15 protein-coding genes and 2 pseudogenes are annotated in these 21,890 nt (G+C 43.0%); 12 read left to right on the top strand and 5 right to left on the bottom strand.

Going from position 1 to position 21,890, the window contains the following annotated elements:
- Positions 1 to 26: 26 nt before the first annotated feature.
- Positions 27 to 881, top strand: a complete 855-nt coding sequence (locus tag LLY41_RS14120) for a GRP family sugar transporter (RefSeq protein ID WP_095242493.1) — start codon at positions 27 to 29, stop codon at positions 879 to 881.
- Between the two features lie 18 nt (positions 882 to 899).
- Positions 900 to 1,685 (top strand): glucose-1-dehydrogenase, encoded by a 786-nt coding sequence (locus LLY41_RS14115; protein WP_095242494.1) that lies wholly within the window; start codon positions 900 to 902, stop codon positions 1,683 to 1,685.
- Between the two features lie 298 nt (positions 1,686 to 1,983).
- Here LLY41_RS14115 and LLY41_RS14110 read toward each other — a convergent pair whose 3' ends face one another.
- Entirely contained in the window at positions 1,984 to 2,109 is a 126-nt protein-coding gene (locus tag LLY41_RS14110) for a hypothetical protein (protein WP_258549827.1), read from the bottom strand.
- 229 nt (positions 2,110 to 2,338) lie between these two features.
- On the opposite strand from LLY41_RS14110, the gene LLY41_RS14105 reads away from it, so the two are divergent.
- Positions 2,339 to 3,988: a catalase gene (locus tag LLY41_RS14105; RefSeq protein ID WP_095242495.1), complete on the top strand. Its 1,650-nt coding sequence runs from the start codon at positions 2,339 to 2,341 to the stop codon at positions 3,986 to 3,988.
- Positions 3,989 to 4,129: 141 nt separating this feature from the next.
- Positions 4,130 to 4,832 (top strand): annotated as a pseudogene (locus tag LLY41_RS14100) (gamma-glutamyl-gamma-aminobutyrate hydrolase family protein).
- Between the two features lie 47 nt (positions 4,833 to 4,879).
- On the opposite strand, the gene LLY41_RS14095 reads toward LLY41_RS14100, so the two are convergent.
- Entirely contained in the window at positions 4,880 to 5,773 is an 894-nt protein-coding gene (locus LLY41_RS14095) for a LysR family transcriptional regulator (RefSeq protein ID WP_095242496.1), read from the bottom strand.
- A gap of 139 nt (positions 5,774 to 5,912) precedes the next feature.
- On the opposite strand from LLY41_RS14095, the gene LLY41_RS14090 reads away from it, so the two are divergent.
- The 8 genes from LLY41_RS14090 to LLY41_RS14055 all read left to right on the top strand — a co-directional run bounded on the left by LLY41_RS14090 (position 5,913) and on the right by LLY41_RS14055 (position 15,742).
- Positions 5,913 to 7,118 carry an NADP-dependent malic enzyme gene (locus LLY41_RS14090; RefSeq protein WP_095242497.1) on the top strand — a complete coding sequence of 402 codons (1,206 nt, stop codon included), beginning with the start codon at positions 5,913 to 5,915 and terminating at the stop codon, positions 7,116 to 7,118.
- 137 nt (positions 7,119 to 7,255) lie between these two features.
- Positions 7,256 to 7,552: a hypothetical protein gene (locus tag LLY41_RS14085; protein WP_095242498.1), complete on the top strand. Its 297-nt coding sequence runs from the start codon at positions 7,256 to 7,258 to the stop codon at positions 7,550 to 7,552.
- Positions 7,553 to 7,725: 173 nt separating this feature from the next.
- Positions 7,726 to 8,679: an ABC transporter ATP-binding protein gene (locus LLY41_RS14080; RefSeq protein WP_095242499.1), complete on the top strand. Its 954-nt coding sequence runs from the start codon at positions 7,726 to 7,728 to the stop codon at positions 8,677 to 8,679.
- Positions 8,676 to 10,193 carry an osmoprotectant update ABC transporter permease/substrate-binding subunit OpuFB gene (gene opuFB, locus LLY41_RS14075; protein WP_095242500.1) on the top strand — a complete coding sequence of 506 codons (1,518 nt, stop codon included), beginning with the start codon at positions 8,676 to 8,678 and terminating at the stop codon, positions 10,191 to 10,193. Before LLY41_RS14080 ends, opuFB begins: the two co-directional genes overlap by 4 nt.
- A 289-nt stretch (positions 10,194 to 10,482) precedes the next feature.
- Positions 10,483 to 11,817: a spore germination protein gene (locus LLY41_RS14070; RefSeq protein ID WP_304588040.1), complete on the top strand. Its 1,335-nt coding sequence runs from the start codon at positions 10,483 to 10,485 to the stop codon at positions 11,815 to 11,817.
- Positions 11,818 to 11,826: 9 nt separating this feature from the next.
- Complete coding sequence (locus tag LLY41_RS14065) at positions 11,827 to 12,996, top strand: Ger(x)C family spore germination protein (RefSeq protein WP_095242502.1); 1,170 nt, start codon at positions 11,827 to 11,829, stop codon at positions 12,994 to 12,996.
- A gap of 4 nt (positions 12,997 to 13,000) precedes the next feature.
- The gene (locus LLY41_RS14060; RefSeq protein WP_095242503.1) at positions 13,001 to 14,098 is read left to right on the top strand and encodes a GerAB/ArcD/ProY family transporter; all 1,098 of its coding nucleotides are present in this window, start codon (positions 13,001 to 13,003) and stop codon (positions 14,096 to 14,098) included.
- Positions 14,099 to 14,293: 195 nt separating this feature from the next.
- Positions 14,294 to 15,742: a Kelch repeat-containing protein gene (locus tag LLY41_RS14055; RefSeq protein ID WP_304585680.1), complete on the top strand. Its 1,449-nt coding sequence runs from the start codon at positions 14,294 to 14,296 to the stop codon at positions 15,740 to 15,742.
- Between the two features lie 77 nt (positions 15,743 to 15,819).
- On the opposite strand, the gene LLY41_RS14050 is transcribed toward LLY41_RS14055, so the two are convergent.
- The 3 genes and pseudogenes from LLY41_RS14050 to LLY41_RS14040 all read right to left on the bottom strand — a co-directional run bounded on the left by LLY41_RS14050 (position 15,820) and on the right by LLY41_RS14040 (position 21,862).
- Positions 15,820 to 16,785, bottom strand: coding sequence for a LacI family DNA-binding transcriptional regulator (locus LLY41_RS14050; protein ID WP_095242504.1), 966 nt, complete (start codon positions 16,783 to 16,785; stop codon positions 15,820 to 15,822).
- 67 nt (positions 16,786 to 16,852) lie between these two features.
- Positions 16,853 to 18,468 (bottom strand): annotated as a pseudogene (locus LLY41_RS14045) (glycoside hydrolase family 13 protein).
- Between the two features lie 58 nt (positions 18,469 to 18,526).
- Complete coding sequence (locus LLY41_RS14040) at positions 18,527 to 21,862, bottom strand: GH36-type glycosyl hydrolase domain-containing protein (protein ID WP_304585679.1); 3,336 nt, start codon at positions 21,860 to 21,862, stop codon at positions 18,527 to 18,529.
- Between the last annotated feature and the right edge of the window lie 28 nt (positions 21,863 to 21,890).

Here is a 21,890-nt window from a genome sequence, read left to right as displayed (position 1 = left end):
TAAAATCGAAAGATGAGGTACACACCATGACAGGAATTCTCTTAGCCCTCATTGCAGCCGTTTCATGGGGCAGTATTGTATTTGTCAGCAACAAGCTTGGCGGGGATGAGGACAGCCAAACGCTTGGCACAACAATAGGAGCGCTATTATTTGCCATCGCTGTCTATCTTTTTAAGAGACCGGATCTGCCCAATATCGTTTGGGCAGTCGGCTTTATTTCCGGTTTGTTCTGGTCGATTGGGCAGAAAAATCAGTTTGGGGCAGTCCGCTATTTGGGGGTTGCCAAGACAGCTCCAATGTCCACAGGTCTGCAGCTTATTGGAACAACTTTTTTTGGAGTATTCATTTTTAAAGAATGGGAAACAAGGATGAGTATTATCATCGGAGTCACCTCTCTGGTCTGCATTATTGTAGGTGCTGTTCTGACTTCCTTGAAACAGGGGGATGACAATGAACAGGGAAAAAGTCTCAAGAAAGGCCTGCTTGTACTCCTATTATCGACCGCAGGCTTTGTCGGGTATGTCGTACTAATCCGCTGGTTTGAAATTGACGGCTGGTCTGCCATACTGCCGCAGGCAATTGGAATGGTAACAGGAGCATTCCTCATAACCCTTCGCCGCAAGCCATATAACAAATATGCAATCCGTAATATTATTACTGGGCTGATTTGGAGCACCGGGAATCTGGGATTGCTGCTTTCCCTTCCGAAGATCGGAGTGGCCACCAGCTTTTCACTTTCTCAGACTGGAATTGTCATATCGACCATTGGCGGGCTATTCTTTTTAAATGAGCGGAAAAGCAAAAAACAGGTGTTTATGGTACTCCTTGGCTGTTTGTTTATTATCGCTGGTGGAGTATTGCTCGGCTTTACGAAAAAATAAAAAAAAGGGGCGGTTCTTATGTATCCAAGTCTTGAAGGAAAAGTTGTCGTTATTACCGGCGCAGCGAGCGGGCTGGGAAAGTCAATGGCAGAACGGTTCGGTGCTGAAAAAGCGAAGGTAGTCATCAATTATTTTAATGAGGAACAGGAAGTGCAGGGGATCATAGAAACGATTGAGAAAGCTGGAGGCAGTGCCTCTGCAATTCAGGGGGATGTTACAAAGGAAGAGGATGTTAAAAGAATGATCGCACATGCCATTAAAACGTTCGGTTCTCTCGACATCATGATCAATAACGCGGGAATTGAAAATGAAGTCCCATCTGAAGAACTTACCCTGGAGGATTGGAATAAAGTTATTTCGACGAATCTTACGGGACAATTTCTAGGCTGCCGTGAAGCGATTGACTACATGCTTGAAAACAAGATAAAAGGCTCGATCATAAATATGTCATCTGTTCATCAGGAAATTCCATGGCCTCATTTTGTTCATTATGCAGCAAGCAAAGGCGGAGTCAAATTGATGACCGAGACACTTGCGCTTGAATTTGCCCCGCACGGTATCCGGGTAAACTGTATTGCCCCTGGTGCTATTGATACACCCATTAATGCGGAAAAATTTGAGGACCCGGAATTGAAAAAAGGTGTCGTTGAACTCATACCCATGGGCTACATCGGCAAGCCGGAAGAAATAGCAGCCTGTGCAGTATGGCTGGCATCAACAGAAGCAAGCTATGTCACCGGAATGACCTTGTATGCTGATGGAGGCATGACACAATATCCGGGATTTCAGGCTGGCAAAGGATGAATGGAAAGCTCTTCTTATTGTGAGAAGGGCTTTTTTTAAGGCGGTGAACTGAACTCTTAATGCCCAGCGGAAAAAGACATAAAAAATCCGGCCGCTTAAGAAGGGCCGGACCTGAAGGGGTAAAGAAAAAGGGCTTTCTGATGTTTCGGTACAATTAAATTGTAATGCGTAAATGTTAACAAACTGTGACCGGGATGCGGACAAATTATTAAATATACCCTTTAGATACTTACAGTGGGAATCTTTATTCAGAAGTGGCAGCAAAAAAGGCAGGAGCGATATCACCTGCCTCACATCCTTATTTTCTTTTCTGAGCCTTCATTTTATTCGCTTCCAGTTCAGCAGCATATTCTTCGTACGTTTTACCCTGCTTTTGACTTTCAGATTGAATTTTTTTGAATTTATTATCATTAAGATTCGGCATGTCTACACCTCCCCCGGACAAGAATATTTTTTACAAAGGCACGAACATTATTCGGATCAAATTAATTAAGTACTTTTAGGCAATAAGGTTTCATTTCCATTTTGATGGGTATTATAACCAGGCAGCCTTTTTCGGAAACGTTTCCAACACTTAACATTTAAAGTAAATTCAGGTATAAAATTTCGAACCCGAGGCAAAATATGGTCATTCATTTTTAGGAGGTTTGAGTGTGGCAGATAACAAAGATATGAATACAGAAAATGAGCAGAATGTTAGTCGTGAGACACTGACAACTCGGCAGGGGCATCCTGTTACGGATAACCAAAACATTCGCACGATAGGCAATCGGGGGCCAGCTACTTTAGAAAATTATCATTTCATTGAGAAGATCTCCCATTTTGACAGGGAAGAGGTTCCGGAGCGTGTGGTGCACGCAAGAGGAGCAGGCGCATTCGGTTACTTTGAAACATACGGAAAAGTGGGTGATGAGCCGGTCGAGAAGTATACACGTGCCAAGGTCTTCTCTGGTGCAGGGAAGAAGACGCCATTGATGGTCCGATTTTCAACCGTGGCCGGTGCGAAGGATTCCCCCGAAACTGCACGTGATCCTAGAGGCTTTGCCGTAAAAATGTACACTGAGGACGGAAACTGGGATTTAGTCGGCAATAACCTGAAAATCTTCTTTATCCGTGATGCGATGAAATTCCCTGACATGATTCATGCCTTTAAGCCTGATCCTGTTTCAAATGTCCCAAATCCTGAACGGATGTTTGATTTTGTATCTCGCACACCTGAGGCTACACATATGATTACATTCGTATTTTCACCTTGGGGCATACCCGCTACATACCGCCACATGCAGGGTTCCGGCGTTAATACGTATAAATGGGTGAATGAAAAAGGGGAAGCGGTTCTGGTGAAATATCACTGGGAGCCCAAGCAGGGAATCCGCAATCTGACACAGGAAGAGGCAAACGAAATACAGGCAAAAAATGTCGGCCATGCCACACAGGATTTATTTGAATCTATTAAACGCGGAGATTATCCGGAATGGGAGCTGTTTGTCCAAATCATGGAGGATGATTACCACCCTGAATTGGATTTTGATCCGCTTGATGATACGAAGCTATGGCCGGAAGATAAGTTCCCTTGGCTGCCAGTTGGCCGCATGGTCCTTGATCGCAATCCGGTGGATTACCATGCAGAAATTGAGCAGGCTGCATTTGGTACGGGAGTACTTGTTGATGGCATGGATTTTTCCGATGATAAAATGCTTCAGGGCCGGACTTTCTCATATTCCGACACGCAGCGTTATCGCGTAGGGGCAAACTATTTGAAATTGCCGGTAAATGCGCCAAAAGCACCTGTCCGTACGAATCAGCAGCGCGGCCAAATGGATACTCGTGACCCTAAAGAGGCAGGAGATAATCCGCATATTAACTACGAGCCGTCAATGAAGGGCGGCTTTCAGGAAGCACCTGAAGAGGGGCGCACACCGCATCGCCCAACCTATAACGCAGCTGCTATGAGCGCTCCGATCGATCGTCCAAACAATTATGGCCAGGCCGGACATACCTACAGGAGTTTTGATGATTGGGAGCGCGATGAATTGATTAAAAACCTGTCTGAGGCATTGGCAGTATGTGATAAACGGATTCAGGATGCTATGATTGAACATTTCACACAGGCTGATGAAGACTATGGCCACCGTGTGAAAGAAGGAATTGAAAAAGTCATGAAGGAATTACAGGCAATGAGCGGGGAAGAGCAAATTCCCGGCCGTGACGCTGGAAGATCTAAGTATGGCCAGGGTTCAATCGCTGAAAACCAGGCATCAAAAGAAGCGGTTGAGAATAGCCGTGAAGCGGATCCATATTAATAGGATACATGGACTGTTCAGAAGTCAGGAATACTGACCTCTGGGCAGTTTTTTTTGTTTTGCTTATTTTTTTTGTGGCAGATAGGACTTCTTCCCGGTTCTATAGAATAATCTTCTAAACTATATAACCAGAGGTGCCGAATGAAACCAATTATTGGAGTTACATCAAATTTAGATGATCAGCAGCTTTCCGTTTCAATGGATAATATTCCATCATTGTTACACGCAGGGGCCGTTCCGATTGTTATTCCTAATCTGCTGGAGGATGACAAAATCGAAAAATTAGCTGAAACGCTTGACGGGCTTCTGCTTACTGGCGGGGGACATCGACCCAACCCTATTTGGTGAAGAACCCCATCAAAAGCTGGGCAGTATTTGTCCTGAAAGAGATACATTCGAAATCAGCATAATTCAGAAAATGCTCGCTCGTGATAAACCAATTTTAGCCATATGCAGGGGCTGCCAAATCCTCAGTATTGCTCTTGGGGGTGATATGTATCAGGACATCTATTCCCAAATGGGTACACCTTTGCTGCAGCATGGCCAAAAAGCACCCCGCTGGCATGCGACACACTTTGTGAATGTAAAAAGAGATTCTCTCCTCCACAAAGTTACTGGAATGCAAAGCTTTAAAGTGAATAGCTATCATCATCAGGCTGTCCGCAAAATGCCTGAAAACTTTGAGGTGTGTGCAGAGGCCAATGATGGGGTTATTGAGGCTTTTGAGAGTAAAGAGCATCGCTTTGCATTAGGGGTACAGTGGCACCCTGAATGCATGACACAAAAGAATGATAACCCTTCAAAAGCTATATTTGATGCATTTGTTAAGGCTTGTAAACAATAATACAGAAGGTGAAAAGCCGTCGCACTTTTAAAATTTGCGACGGCCGTTCACAGCCCTTCCTCCAAATAAGTCTCAGCACCGGAAATAAACTCCCGGACCGCAAAAGATAAATACTTATCCTTTTTCCAGATCATCCCGAGCTCTAAGTTAACAGCAGATTCAGAGATTGGCATAACCACAAGGTCAGTGCAGTTTATATTTTGACAGATTTTGCTTGGCAGCATGGTGATTCCCAGTTTTCCTTCAACCATTCCCAGCAGGAAGTCCTTTTGCGAGCTTTCACAGACGATATTAGGCTGAAATCCGCTGTTTACGCATTCCTCAATAATCAGATCATATAGGGTGAAATCTTTCCGGTAGAGGATGAAAGGCTCTTTGGCTAATTCTGAAAAGTGCACTTCCTTTTTCGAAGCAAGTCTATGTTCCCGGTGAATAATCAGCATTAAGGGATCCCTTAGGACATTGATTATTTCAAAACTGCTTCCATGAGCCGGAACCGTGCAAATCAGGCCAATATCCAATGTGCCATCTTCCACCCCTTTTTTTATTTTCTTCGTGCCGACTTCTGTTAATTTAATTTCGATCAATGGGAACTTTTCTTTATATTGGCTGATAAGCTTCGAGAAGAAGGCTGCGCCGACTATGGGGGGTATGCCAATTTTGATTTCACCGCCCTTCAGCTCCATCAGATCAGTTAATTCCAATGTCAGGTTCTGAAATGCGTCCAGCACTTTTTTCGCATTGATTAACACCGCTTTACCCGCATCTGTTAATTCAAGCTGCTTCGATGACCGATAAAATAGCGGCACACCCAGTTCCCCTTCGAGATTCTTGATGGCTTTGCTGATGGAAGGCTGGGTGACATGCAGGGTCTGGGATGCTTTCGTGAAGCTTAAATGCTGTGCTACTTCAGCAAAATATTCTAAATGCCGTATATCCAATTACTGCACTCCTCTCATATAACCAAAAGGCATAAGGATTATAGATTATATGTATTTCATTTATGGATGCCACTCATTATATAATAATCTACAACAAATACTGAAAATTAACAATATTCAATAAGGGGAGATGAATAGAATGGATTTGCAGAAGGAATCTTTACTGCTTCATGAGAAGTTTCAAGGGAAGTTAACGGTCGATGTAAAAATGCCGCTGAACAGCATGAAGGATTTAAGCTTAGCCTATTCCCCAGGAGTGGCAGAGCCGTGCCGAAGAATTCATGACCAGCCTGAGAAGGTCTATGATTATACAATAAAAGGAAACTTAATCGCCGTGGTTTCAGACGGCACATCTGTGCTGGGACTTGGCGATATTGGCCCTGAAGCCTCCATGCCTGTTATGGAAGGGAAGGCTGCATTATTTAAAGCTTTTGCAGGGATTGATGCGGTTCCAATTTGCCTTGATACGAAGGATCCCGAAGAAATCATTAAAACAGTCAGGCTGCTTCAGCCTTCCTTTGGGGGCATTAACCTGGAGGATATCGCGGCACCCAATTGCTTTTACATTGAAGAACGGCTGAAGCAGGAAATGAATATCCCCGTTTTTCATGATGACCAGCATGGAACAGCGATCGTAACAGCAGCCGGGTTAATCAATGCGCTGAAGCTTGCCGGCAAAAAAATGGATGAAATAAAAATCGTAATCAATGGAGCAGGTGCGGCAGGGATTGCGATTATCAAGCTGCTCCTTAATATGGGAGCAAAAGATATCATCATGTGTGATACAAAGGGAGCGATTTATGAAGGAAGGCAGGAGCGAATGAACCCTGTCAAGGAGTCTGTCGCGAAAATCACCAATCCAGGAAAACGTAAAGGATCGCTTGAGGATGTTATCATTGGCGCGGATGTGTTCATCGGGGTTTCCTCTGCCGGTGCCTTAACAAAGGAAATGGTCGAGACGATGAGTCCGAATTCCATTATTTTTGCCATGGCTAATCCAGTTCCTGAGATCATGCCGGATGAGGCGAAAGCGGCAGGAGCTAAAGTCGTTGGAACAGGAAGATCCGATTTGCCGAATCAGGTGAATAATGTCCTCGCATTCCCTGGAATTTTTCGAGGCGCCCTCGACGTCAGGGCTACTGAAATTAATGAAGAAATGAAAATGGCAGCTGTCGAAGCTATAGCCGGTTTAATCGATGCTACAGATCTGACACCTGATTATGTCATTCCTGGGCCGCTCGACAGCCGGGTTGTCCCTGCAGTAAGGGATGCGGTAGTAAAAGCAGCCCAGGAAACAGGTGCAGCCCAAATTGAAATTATACTGAACCACATTATAAGCCAATAGTGTGAAATTACCATGTGAAGGCATGTTCAAGTAAAATCCATCATAGTATCCAAAATATAAAGCTGCTGGTTTTGCCAATGGGATTGAACTTATCACTTTCGTCACTATGAATTTATTTGAAAGGGAGACTGATACCGATGAAAGTATACGAAGTAATTGAGACGCAGGAAATGTTCCGTGGTGAAATCATCGAAAACTATTACATTATTTATGAGCAAACAGAAAACAAAGTCTTTGAAAATCGAAACAATTATATGTTTCAGCAGGAAAGATTTTTAGAAGAGACCGTTAATATTTTTATAGGAAACCCACATTCCACCTTAAAGAAAGTAAAAACCTATCCCATTCGCCATCTTGCATTCGGGGATATCCGCGAAGCAATCAGAAAAGACTTTCCGGACCTCTTTAAGAACCTGAAAAGATCTTCCGCTTAATAACAGGCAGCCTCCATGCAGGAGGCTGTTTTTTCTTTGGATTCTTAAAATGGAAATGTTTCCTGTCTATCTGTATGATAGTATAACAGCAAAAAAGAAAACGCAGGCGGACCGTTTTTCGGAAATTTGTTAAGGGAATAATTAGGATGTAAACATATTAGAGGGGTGGAGCAATGATTCAGTTTGAAAATGTCTCGAAACAGTATCGGGATGGTACCAAAGCTGTAGATTCAATCAACTTACATATAAAAGAAGGCGAGTTTTTTGTGATTATTGGTCCGAGCGGTTCCGGGAAAACTACTGTTCTGAAGATGATTAATAGGCTTATTCCTTTGACATCAGGAACGATTTTCATAAATGGTAAACGGATCAGTGACTATGACATTCATGAGCTCCGCTGGGATATTGGCTATGTACTTCAGCAGATTGCCCTTTTTCCTCATATGACGATTGGGGAAAATATCGCGATTGTACCGGAGCTTAAGAATTGGGAGCAGGTGAAAATTAAAGAACGGATTGATGAGTTATTGGAAATGGTCGGATTGGAGCCTGACATATACCGGAGCCGAAAGCCGAATGAACTTTCAGGAGGACAGCAGCAAAGAGTGGGCGTAACAAGAGCACTGGCCGCTAATCCGCCCATAATCCTGATGGATGAGCCTTTTAGTGCACTGGATCCCATTAGCAGGGAAAAGATTCAGGATGACCTAATCAGCCTTCAGAAAAAAATAAAGAAAACCATTGTGTTTGTTACACACGATATGAAGGAAGCTTTAAAGCTCGGCGACCGCATTTGTGTCATGAAGGACGGGGAAGTCGTCCAAATTGGCACACCTGAAGAACTGCTTGCGCATCCGGAAAACGAATTTGTCAGGCAGTTTGTCGGGGAAGAGGCGGGGCAGTACATTGAGGGATTCAGCCTTCATAACCTCCTTTTGCCGGTTTCAGTAATTGAAGAGAGCATGGCAGTCCTTTCAGCCTCGGCTTCACTCCAAGAAACACTAAGCTTATTGGCAGCTCATGATGAAATTGCTGTGGAAGAGGACGGGGAAATCATTGGGCTGGTCAACAGGCAGGCTGTTATCCGTAATTTGGCGGGCAGCATGAAAAGAGAGGTGAGGTCATGAATACCTTGAGCTCTGTTTTTAGTGAAAGAAAAGGCCAATTAGTAAGCGTGCTGATTGAACATATACAGATTTCGCTCATTGCTTTATTTTTTGCAGTCCTGATTGCCATCCCGCTTGGAATATATCTGACTAAAAAGCAAAAAATTGCGGAAGGAATCATCGGGGTAACAGCCGTATTGCAGACCGTACCTTCATTAGCGCTGCTTGGCCTACTGATCCCCTTATTCGGCATTGGAAAAGTGCCCGCCATAATCGCTTTAGTCGTATATGCCCTTCTGCCGATTCTGAGAAATACATATACAGGCATAAAGGAAGTGGACGATTCCATTATTGAAGCAGCAAGGGCAATGGGGATGAACCGGCGCAAAAGGCTCATGAAGGTAGAGCTTCCTCTTGCCATGCCGGTTATTATGGCCGGAATCCGTACCGCGATGGTGTTAATAGTCGGCACAGCTACTCTTGCTGCCTTAATTGGAGCAGGAGGTTTAGGAGAATTAATTCTCCTTGGTATTGACCGGAACAATACAGCTCTGATTATTCTTGGTGCTATTCCTGCAGCCATATTGGCAATCCTTTTTGATATGCTGCTGCGACGATTCGAGCATATGTCTTTTAAACGGTCGCTCACAGCGCTGGGAGTCTTCATTGGCGCAATGATACTGGTTATGGCGACCCCGCTGCTGACAAGAGAATCAGAAGAGAATATTGTCATTGGCGGGAAGCTTGGTTCAGAACCGGAGATTCTGATCAATATGTACAAATTGCTGATTGAAAATGATACCGACCTTAATGTCGACTTAAAACCAGGGTTAGGAAAAACATCATTCGTCTTTAATGCTCTGAAGTCTGGCAGTATTGACCTGTATCCTGAGTTTACCGGTACAGCCATTGCTGAATTTCTAAAAGAGACTGCGGTGAGCACTGATCGCAGAGAGGTATATGATCAGGCGAGAAAAGGAATGAAGGAACAATTCGGCATGGAACTGTTAGAACCGATGTCTTACAATAATACGTATGCTTTGGCAGTGCCTGAGAAACTCGCTGAAGAGTATGAACTGCAATCAATTTCAGATCTAAAAGCAGTCGAGCAAAACATAAAAGCAGGCTTCACCCTTGAATTCTCTGATCGGGAGGATGGCTATCGGGGTATTCAGGAGCTGTATGGCTTGAACTTTCCAACTGTTTTAACCATGGAGCCCAAGCTGCGCTACGGTGCAATCGAAAAAGGTGAAATCAACTTAGTGGACGCTTATTCTACAGATAGCGAAATTGCCAGGTACCACCTCACTGTCCTGGAGGATGACAAACACCTGTTTCCGCCATATCAGGGCGCCCCGCTGTTGAGAGAAGAAACCGCTGAAGACCATCCGGAACTAGTTAAAGCTCTAAACAAGCTGGATGGAAAAATCAGCGATGATGAAATGCGTGAAATGAACTACAAAGTGAATGTAGATGGTGCGAGTCCTGAAGAAACGGCAAGGGAGTATCTTGAGAAGGAAGGATTGCTGAAATAATCCTATCCATTTAGTAAAACAGAAAATAACACTTTGATTCAGCAGCCCTATTTTATAATAAGGCTGTTTTTTTCACTGCAAATTGCTGCTGTTGGCTTACCAGCTGTATAATAATTCCTTCTATGGGGATAGTAAGAAAAAAAGTGATTAAGGTGTTTTTTATGAAGAAGGATATAACGGGTATTTCCAAGGTTTTGAACGAAAATTTATCGTACATTCAAGATGCGTTTCATCAAAATAAAGAACTTATTATCCGTTCGTTTTTTTCTCTTCCGATACTTCAGGCTGTCTGCTGTATCTCGATACGATTGCAGATAAGAAAACGGTCCAGGAGCATATACTTGGGCCAATTCTAAAACTTAAGGAATTATCAAGAAATCCTATACAGCAAATGGAAAACACAATTGAGATTTCCAAGATTAAGATCGTCTCGGACTTGAATGAAGCAGTAAACGAACTCTCTAATGGAAATACGCTAATATTTATATCCGGCGCTGATTCATGCCTGGCTGCAGACACGGCTGATTGGAAGGATCGTGCGCTTTCACCGCCGCAGTCCCAGCGGGTATTAAAGGGACCGCAGATCGGTTTTACCGAGCTTGCCAATAATAATATTTCACTGATCAAACGGTTCATTAAGAATGACCAATTGACAATTGAGGATCAGACGATTGGAGAGGAGACCAATACAGGCGTATATCTTCTATATTTAGCTGATAAAGCAGATCGGGACCTCCTGAAAAATGTCAAAAGCAAACTAAAATCAATTAGACTAAAATCTATTCTGGATTCTTCTTATATTCAGGAAAGCATCTCAGATGATCAGATTACGCCATTCCCGCGGGTTCTCACAACGGAGCGGCCGGATGTTGTGGCCGGCCATTTATTGGAAGGCAAAATGGTGATTATATGTGATGGATCTCCGGATGCACTGATAGTGCCTGCCCTGTTCATCCAATTTTTCCATTCGCCGGAGGACTATTATGAAACATCCATGTTCGATTTTACCAGGCTGGTTCGAATAATTTCTTTTGTTGCTTCAATCTTTCTCATTCCTTTTTATATTGCATTTGTATTATTTCATCAGGAGCTGATCCCCAGTGAATTGCTCGTCAGCCTGGCAGCACAGAGGCAAATTGTTCCTCTGCCATTAGTCATTGAAGTCATTCTGCTCATGGTGATTTTTGAAGTGCTCCTGGAGAGCTCCATACGTTTGCCGACAGGCATCATGCTGGCATTCTCGATCATTGGTACGATTATTTTAGGCCAGTCAGCAGCGGAAGCAGGAATTGTCCAGCTGTCGACACTTGTCGTCATTTCAGCTACATATGTTTTGAATTTTGCTATTCCTGTTCATCCTTTTGGCAATGCAATCAAGGGGATCCGTTATATTCTGGTGTTCTTGGCCAGTACGTTTGGATTGTACGGCATTATCCTGGGAACCATTGTTTTAATTAATCATCTTACATCCTTAAATAGCTTTGGAGTGCCATATTTATCACCGATCACACCGGTGAAAAAAGCCGATTTAAAAGATACTTTTATTCGATTTTCATTAAAAAAGATTATAAATGCTCCCAAAAAATATGATAAGGACGATCTTCTTAAAAATAGCCGTAAATGAGTGATCACAGTGAAATATCTTTATATGCTCTTTATGTTATTATCGGTGGCGGCGGTATTCCTTGCCCCATTGGATAAACATGAGTTGAATGAACTTTCTTTTTCATTTGCTATGGGGGTCGACCATGCAGAGGACGGGTATGAGGTATCCCTGCAGTTGATCAATCCTGCTGCCGTTGCAGGTAAATCACAGGTTCCCAACTCCCCCTATGTAGTTTATAAAGCAACGGGTAAAACAATTGATGCAGCTTTAGAAAGAATTTCTGTAAATATTTCCCGTTATAATTATTTAAAACAGATAGAAGTCATTCTCTTGGGTGAAGCATTCGCCCGTGAGGGGAAGGCCAAGGACGTTTATGACTATATTCTGCATTCTGCACAGATTCCATCTGATGCAAATCTGGTCATTGCCCGGGATGTCAATGCAAGTGAACTGCTGAAGATCTACTCTCCAATTGAAGGATTTTCAGCTTTTGAAATTGAAAACATTCTCCAAAAGCTGGGCAGAGATATTCCTGTGACCGCGACGGAGATCAAGGTTGATGAAATCAAGGAGGGAAAGGATATCGCAATGCCTTTTATTAAAGTAGTAGGAGATCTCAAAAGCGGGAAGGAAAGAGGGAACTTTGAAACGACCAGCCCTGCTCATATTGCTTATGGCGGGCTTGCCCTTTTTAAAGAAGATAAGTTATCAGTGTTCCTTGATTATCGGGATGCTGCCATCATAACCATTCTGCAGGGAGGCGAATCCGGTTTTTCAATTGAAGCAAGCTGCCCAAAAGATGAGAACAACCTATTCACCTTTCGCGTTCTTGGAAATCTGGCCAGAGAAAGACAGGTAGAAACATATGAAGATAAGTATATCTTTCATTATAACTTAAGGCTTTCGGGTGATATAAGCCAGATAAAATGTAATGTGGATTTAGAAAAACCCCATGATATCCAGCTGCTTGAAAGGCAGATTGAAAAAACAATCCAGAATCATGTGCAGGACCTACTCGCCATAGCACAGGAAAATGAGATGGACCCTCTGGGGTTAGGGCTGATGATGAGGGAGAAAAGTCCGGGGACATGGAAGAAACTGAAATCAGATTGGCCAGTACCTATTAAAAATGCGGAAATTAAGCTTAAAACGAATATAAAAGTACAAAATATCGGGCATTACAAGAAGGGAGGCTGATAACATGGAGAACAAACCAATCATTGGAATCATTGAATCAATGTTCGCTATGCTGCTATTCCTGATAGGAAGTTCCGTTATTTTTGGTCTGAATCTATCGGCTGAAAAGGCCTCCTGGATTGTCATTCTTACAGCAGGGACTATCGGGCTCCTTATTTTTCAAATGTATGTTTATATTTGGCAACATAACGATTATATGAACCTTTCCGTGATTTTGAAAAGGAATCTTGGGAAATTTCTTGGATCTGCAGCGTCACTCGTGTATGTCCTTTACTTTGCTTACCTCGCATCCCGCGTTTTAACGGATTTTACCATGTTCATCAATAGTACGCTGCTTTATACCATGAAACCGTTGATTGTAAAACTATCCATTTTCCTCGTTGTTGCCTATACCTACATAAAGGGGCTGGAGGCCTTTATGCGCTCTGCCGTCATTATAGGCAGTGTAACCGTGCTGTTTCTATTCCTGATTCCATTCTGGATTCTCATTAGCGGAATTTTTCACTGGGAATACATTGATCCTATCTTTGAGGTTGATGTAAAGAAAATAGCCAGTATTGTGCCAACGATGGTCACCTTTCCGTACGGAGAGCTCATCGCTTTCCTTATGATTTTCCCTTATTTGAAACGTGAGCACAGATCAGCGGTATCTAAAAAGGGAAGCTTTATTATTATCTTTTTCACGCTATTATTATCTCTTTTTTCATTCTTAACCATTGGAGTACTTCACCCGGAATTAGCGAAGAACTTTACTTTTCCTTTGATAGAGGCCATTGAGCGGGTAACACTTTTTGATTTCATTAAACGGCTGGACATCTTTGCGGTAATTATCATTATCTTCGGCGGTTATTTTAAAATTGCCATTTTTACCTTCGCCGGAATGAATCTTGCAAAATCCAGCATGGCAAAGGTTAAACCACAGGTTGTGACGGTATCTATCCTAGTGATCATTCTTCTGCTGTCATACGCATATGCAGAAAATCTTTCACAGCATCTGGAGATAGGACTGAAGTTTGTGCCGTTATTCATCCATTTGCCGCTGGCGATTCTTTTGCCCTTACTTTTGTTTATCATTACATTTATAAAAAGCAGAATAAAATAATCGGAACTAGATGATCTTCCTTGTTCCTTTTAGATTTTTTCCATCAAGCCTTCTAAACAATAGAGTACAATTCAATTGTATAAGTAGAGGCCTTTCACCAATTCCCCGTAATTCTGCCCTTGTCCAAGACATTAGCCCCTGCGTTTTTCATATTTTCGCATATTCTATTAAAAAGCGAAAAGAGGTGTAAAAACGATGGGGTTTAATGTAAGTGGTTTTAAAAAGATAACCCCGGTTAATGGGTTTGACAAAACCAATCCCGACAATGCCATGCAAAACAATTACGCATGGTCTGTTGCTGAGTTTGAGGAGTATCTTTATGTTGGGACAGGCCGGAATATTGTCTATTCTGTCCTCGCGGGCGGTGTTATTTTTGGCGACATGGAAGTGCCTGAGGAATTAACACCAAAGAATCCTGATTTCAGCGGTGAAATCTGGCGATATAAAAAAGATGGAAGCTGTAAATGGGAGCGGGTCTTTAAAGAGCCTTCCCTCGGAATTGTCGGCTTCCGATTTATGATTCCCTACACATCTCCATCTGGCGAGTCTGCTTTATATGCCGGCTGTGCTACTTTTAGTCCGAACCTGCTCGTTTTAAAATATACAGATGAGGAAGGATGGCGTCCGCTACCGAGTTTATTGCAGGGCGGATCAACAAGGACAATGGTGGTTCATAACAATAAACTCTATTTGGCTGCACTCCCGGGAAATGAACTGCAAGTGTCCAATACGCTGCTTTATGTAAGTGAAGATCCCGAAAAGAATGGCTGGGAGCAAATCGATCTATCAGGGGATCCGGAAATAAATCCCCAGGGAAATGGAATCATCATGTCAAGCTTCAATAATCGGTTATATATTGGGACAGCCCTGCCTGAAGGCTTTCAATTATGGAGATCAGAAGATGAGAATCCGAGAGCAAACAGCTGGAAAAAGGTTGTAGACAGAGGGGCGGGCGATGCAAGAAATGAGGTGCCATTAAGCCTCGAAATCTATAAGGGTTATTTATACCTTGGGACAGCTGTCTATTTTGGCATCTTCAGCCTTGATCCGAATGATCGGCTTGTAACTCCCAAGGGCTTTGACTTAATCCGAATCGATCAGAATGATCAATGGGAACTGGTTATTGGCAGCAAGCCTGTTGAACCTTCGAACCCTGAAACCGGGACGAGGGGCACGGCTATTAGCGGTATTCCATCCGGTTTTGGCAATATTGCGAATGGCTACTGCTGGCAGCTGAAAGAATATAATGGCTGGCTTTATCTTGGCACCTGGGACTGGACAGATCTTGTTCCGCCGCTTCTACCGGAAGTCCTGAAAAGCCTGTTGGATGAAAATCCGCTGTTGAGCAGCCTGCCGATCGAATGTATATCTGACTTGTTCTTCGCCTTAATTTCTCCGGCAACCCGCTTAACATTTGGGTTTAGCCTGTGGAAGTCCCCAGATGGCATTCATTGGTTTCCGGTAACGATTAACGGACTCGGAAATCCGAAAAATTATGGATGCCGGAACCTGTTTGTTTCTGAAAATGGCAATCTCTATTTGGGAACTGCTAATCCCTTTGAAGGCTGCGAGGTTTGGGTGAAAGAGAAAAAGAATTGCCTGGATCTGTTTAAGAAAATGCTTCCGGATGGACAATCCTCCTGATAGTAAGGCAGGAAGTAACAGCAAAACAGCACCTGAACATTAGCTCAGGCGCTGTTTTATTTTTATTTGCAGCTAAATTAAATGGATTGCACCGAATCTCCTGGTATGAGTGTAACGTAGATACGTTCATTTTCAAACGGTTCGCCTGCAATCAATTTTAGCAGGTGTTCAGCAGAAACAGCGCCCCATTTACGCTCAGAATAATCGATGGTTGCCAATCGAGGCTGAGTATACCTGGAAAGCTCAATATTATCAAAGCCGATAATATGAATATGTTTCCCAATTTCATACTTTGTAGGGGCAAGATAATTGTACATGCCGATTGCCATTTCATCATTCAGGCAGAATACTGCAACAGGCTCGGTGTATTCATTTACGATCTGTTCCGCTGCCTTCTCGCCAGCGCCCTTATTAAAGTTACCCGGAAGTTCGCGGTAAACGATCTGCTGATTCCATTTCACAGCCTGACGAACAGCTTCAATCCGCTGGACCGCATCATACGAACCATCCGGACCATTTACTGCATATATTTTTCGATGGCCTTTTTCAATTAAGTAATCAATCGCAAGAGTGGCCCCCGAAGTATTATGCAAAAGTACCTGGTTAATATTGGGGTGAATTAATTCCCTGTCCATTACAACAATCTTATGTCCTGCATCAGCATGCTTCAATAGTTCTTCACTCGAAAAAGAGAAGTCCAGAACAATAGCTCCGTCAATCATTCGTTCAGGGATAAAACGGTGGGACTCTTTTCCGCTGCATACAATCATCTCATATCCCTTGCTATTAAGAGAGTCCTGGATACCCTGCAGGAGCTGTCCATAAAATGCTCCCCCGAAGTTCGTTAAAAAAACCCCGATAATTTTTGTTTCCCTTTTCTTTAAAGAACGTGCTGCAGCGTTCGGCACGTAGTTAAGCTCTTTGGCGATGGCCAGGATTTTTGCAGCAGTCTCCTCAGTGACCTTTGGGCTGCCGTTCAGAGCATAGGAAACAGTTGATATGGAGACACCCGCTTTTTTTGCAATGTCTTTAATACTTGTCACAATTCTCTCTCCAGTCTCTGCAATAAGCTCTTCTCTTATTATACATTGTGAGCGCTTCCAGCTATAGTCAATTTTTTAATTTATAAACAATGGCTTCATAAGGTCGAAGTACTTTGTCATGGGGAGGGGAAGAGTAATTATGAATAAGAAGTTCCCTGTTCCCAAAGCTGAGAAGTGACTCCTTTACGTTTTTCTCAGATACATTAGCGATGATCATCCATTTTTCATCTTTATAAGTTCTTTCATACGCAAAGACTTCCGGTGCACTGTCAAGCAGGCAGTAATGGCCATACATAATGATGTCATTGTACTTCCTCAGCTGTATAAGCTTTTGATAAAAACGGAAGATCGATTGCTTAGATCCGAGATCACTTTCAGCGTTAATGGATAAATAATTTGGATTCACTTCAATCCACGGAGGTCCGTTAGTAAAGCCGGCATTCTTTTCGGTATTCCATTGCATGGGTGTCCGTGCATTATCTCGGCCTTTCGCATAGATTGAATTCATAATGTCTTCATGAGACTGACCTCCCGTTATCCGCTCATTATACATATTGAATGTCTCAATATCTCGGTAGAAACTTATATCAGGAAATTTGATATTTGTCATTCCGATTTCTTCTCCCTGGTAAATATACGGTGTGCCTTTCATGAGATGCAGAAGAGCGGCAAACATAGTGGCGCTTTCATAGCGGAACTCATGATCATTGCCCCATCTAGAAATAATACGCGGCTGATCATGATTGCTCCAGAAGAGGCTATTCCATCCCTTATTTGAAAGGCCTGTCTGCCAGTTTGAAAAAACACGCTTTAAATCTTTTATGTCGAGCGATTTCAAATCCCATTTTTGCTTACCGGGCAGTTCATCTAATGAAACGTGCTCAAAGGCAAAGACCATATCCAGCTCTTTTCGCGAAGGGTCCGTATAGAGAATAGCCTGCTGCAAATCAGCCCCGCCGGTTTCGCCTACCGTAACAATATCCATTCCCTCCAGTACTTCCCGATGCATTTCCTGTAGGTATTCATGGAGGAGGGGACCATTTGCTATGATTGATTTATCAAGATCCTTTGCAATCAGGTCGATCACATCAAAACGGAATCCTTTTATTCCTTTATTAATCCAGAAACGCATTACATCATAAATGGCATAGCGGACAGGGGGTGATGCCAATTCAAATCAGGCTGTTTTTTACTGAACATGTGCAGGTAGTATTGGTTCGAATTGGAATCATACTCCCACGCACTTCCGCTGAAAATGGACTGAAGGGAGCTTGGAGGGCCATTCTCCACGCCGTCTTTCCAAACATAGAAATCACGGTAAGGATTACAGTTACTGCTTCTTGATTCAATGAACCAGGGGTGCTCATCTGAGGTATGGTTGGCGACAATATCCATCATGATGCCGATCCCTCGGCTGGCTGCCTCGGAGATAAGCAGATCCATATCCTGCATAGATCCATATTCCGGATGTATGCTGTAATAATCGCTAATATCGTATCCATTATCATCGTTTGGCGAAGCATACACTGGACAGAGCCAAATGACATCAGCTCCCAATTCTGCAATATAATCGAGTTTTGAAATTAGTCCTTTTAAATCACCTATTCCATCCCCGTCGGAGTCTTTGAAACTGCGGGGATATACCTGATAGATTACACTTTTGTGCCACCATTTCATTTTCATCTTGACGCCCTCCAGACATGAAAAAGGAAGCGGCCTCATTTGGCCGCTAAATCCTCGATTACAAATAAATGTCGATTATATTTTTTTCTTGTGTTAGATGCTTTTCAAGCTCGGATTTGCTGATTTGGTATCCGCCTGTGCGGTATCTGTTGGAAATCCTTTGTGCATTTATCTTGCTGCCGTTAATCTTGATTCCGGGAATCTCCTGATTGCCGAGATGATAGAGGAATGTCACTTCTTTACCATTAATGCTGAAGTTGAATTCCAAACCGTCATGTTCTGCTTGAAGAATAGGGTCAATGACCAAATCCTGTCCATCGCGGCGGATTCCAAGGGCATTTGAAATAAGCTGATTCATATAAATTCCCGGACCGCTGGAGTAGATTCTCCATCCGCCTTTTACAGTGGCGGAGCCATCACGAAGCTTATCAAAGTTCTCTGCAGCTTCATAGCGGGAATTGAATTTTCCGTCAGAGCTACTGAAGTAGGCATTGCTTTGCCGAAGCTCTGCATTAGGCACCATCTTTTGGATCCCGATTGGATTGATTTTCTGCAGGCCAGTCCATACCTCATCTGACTTCCCGATTTTGGCCATTGCCTCAACGAAGCGAATGTGCGCATGAACATACTGAAGTCCAATTTCCCTGCCAAAATTAGCCGCCTGCTCGGCTCGTTTGAAATTTGTACTGACGCCGCCTGTATATGAAGCTGGACGGTCCATTAAGCGGACTCCATCGGGGTGGTACAGCTTTTCTTTGATAATCTTATAGTGTTCCTCAGCCTGTTCTGGCGTCAGAAGTTCGCCAATCATGCTCCTTGTCATAGGGAGAAGGCGATAGTGTATCCCTGTCTTCGTATCGGAAGGGTGTACCATCATTTCAGGTTCTTCAGGATTTTCCATGTACACAAACCCTGGAATTGTTTCCGAAGAAAGCATATAGGTGCTGAAATCTCTTTTGATTCCCTCAGCAATATCCTTCAACTCAACAGACAGTTGATCATCATGGCCTTCCAATAAAGAAGAGAATTGGCTGATCACCTGGAATGTCAGGGCCACTGTCCAGCTGCTGGCCATATATTGCTTTAATTGGGCATTAGCCGGCTGAAGGGTATCATCCCAGTCACCATCTCCATAGGAAGATAAAAACGTTTCATGTAAAAAATGATCCTTTATATACTGAATCTGTTTTTTTATATGATCCAGAAGAGAAGCATTCTCTTTTGTAAATTCAAAGCTGCCTTTTTCAGTGTAAGGGATTGATTCGCTTAATATAGAGTAATCATTAGTTGCTTTCAGGTATTCAGCAATCACCTTCAATGGCCAGACAATGATATCTCCATGGCTTTCTTCCTGCTGGAATCTGTAATATTCATCAAACATGAACCATTGAGGCCAGTTACCATCATCTGCGTACTGGTGAGAGTACACAGTCGTAATGATATTCTTTACAGAATCATATTTTTGTGTGGCAATGAAGTACTCAGTTGGTCCCTGGCAGACATCGCGCGTTCCCCAGGCAGCTCCGCCGTACTGCTCAAGTCCATGGGGAACAGAGTAATGGACCAGCATGTTGTGTGTATACCACCAGGCAAGAGCGTTTACTTTATTTAGCTCCTCAACAGCAGCTCCCTTTTTGGAAAGCCGGAAGCCGTTCATGGTTGAGTCGAAAAATTCGCGATACTTTTCTTTTTCTGCATGGAAATCGGTTTGCCCGATTAGGAACTCTTGCCCTTCAAGCAACCCTTGAATAGCCATCTGCCATTGACTTGAAGAAGCCATTTCAATTACAGCAAGAGAAGCTGCTTCCTTATTAATATTTTCTCCGAAAAGACTAGAATCCTTTATTTGGAAATCAGTACCGTTTATTTGCATGCGGTACGCAAGGTCAGGAAAAACACTTGAACTGTCGGAGTTTTCTCCCGGCTTAAAAGTAAGGGTATTTCCATCATGCTCCATTTCATATGGCTGGTTATACTCGTTATTATTCATAGAAACCTGGTTAGTCACAAGATACCGGTAGGCTTTTCCTTTTTCAGAGCGGAGATGCAGCTCTAGTTGAGGAGCATCCGCACATGTATAGGAAGTGATTATAATCAGGTCATCTGCTGTCTTATAGTACCATCTGCCATAATTAAAGCCCATTTCAAACATGGAAGGCATTGTTAGCAAACGATATTCCCCGTCAATTTCAATGTAAATCCTCTGGCCGGAGGTTTTCATGATGTTTAATGCATTTCTGGCGTTTGTCAGCATTTTATTGAAAGATGTATTCCCAACCACGATGTGAGAGTTGAAAATTCCATACATATATAAAGTGGAAGTAAGGACGTTTTGGATGTTCTCAACATTTTCCCCGGTCATGATGATATGTCCATGAGGACGTTCAACGAGCAGTTCTTTCTCCTTTAAGACAACATGCTCATGCCGATCTGTAAAGAAGGATAATAGCGAATTTCCGGAAGTCTCTTCCTGATGGCGATGGGGGAACAGCTCATCGATTTCCCTTCTGCTCATCGTAAGCGTTTCAAGCGGTTTCCCAAAAGCAGGAGAGAGACGGACAGGCTCAATTTTGCTGCCTTGAGCTTCTGCTTTTGGAATCTTCCCCCAAGCTTTCAATATATCATTCTCAAATTCCAGCTCTGTGATTGCCTCTTGGTGGTTTTCCTTAAAGATGCCATAAAAGACGACCTGTGCCTCGCCTTTCAGCTCAATCTTATCTGACTGAAGGGCTGTATAGGCGAATTCGTATTGGTAGATTTCATTAGCAAGAGAGTTTTTACTTAGTGCTTCAGGTAAGTCTGTTTCTTTATAGGATAATCCGAAAAATTGAAACCCATCAGTAGAATAGGCTATCGTTTTAGTGAGTGACCCCTGCTGAATATAAGGGAAGCATCCGCCGCTCATTGGCTGGTTTTGTCTGGAGCATAAGGCAAAACCTTTTTCAGATCTTTTAAATGCTTTATGATCAATGTATTGAGACATGTATGCTTCATTCGTGCGAACGGCACCTTTATCAGCAAGTCCCAAATCCTGTCCGTAGATAACATCAGCTGTATATCCATCTCCAAATAATTCAACATTCCAGAACCAGATAGCGTTTTCTGTCAATGTGAATGTAACCTGATAGGTAATGCCGAGAGCTTTCCCTTCCCAGATCACTTGGTTATGTGCGGTACGGACCGTGCTTTGGGACTTGACTCCCAGCAGGGGAAAGGTCTTGATGCCAGTCTCCTCGTGAATACGCAGAAATATATTATTTAAGGAACCATCTATTGGATTGGAAAGCCATTGGTTGATCATAGTGGATGAATGGGCGATTTCGTATAGATCCCCGCTATTTAAAAAGGTAAATGATAAATCATTAGCCTGAATGGTGAACTTTGACTGTGTCATATATTGTCAACTCTTTCCTTTTAGGTTT

This window comes from Cytobacillus firmus, assembly GCF_023612095.1.
Classification (GTDB): Bacteria; Bacillota; Bacilli; order Bacillales; family Cytobacillaceae; genus Cytobacillus.
The sequence above is the reverse complement of the archived record's forward strand: the minus strand, read 5'-3'. Positions and strand labels throughout refer to the sequence as shown.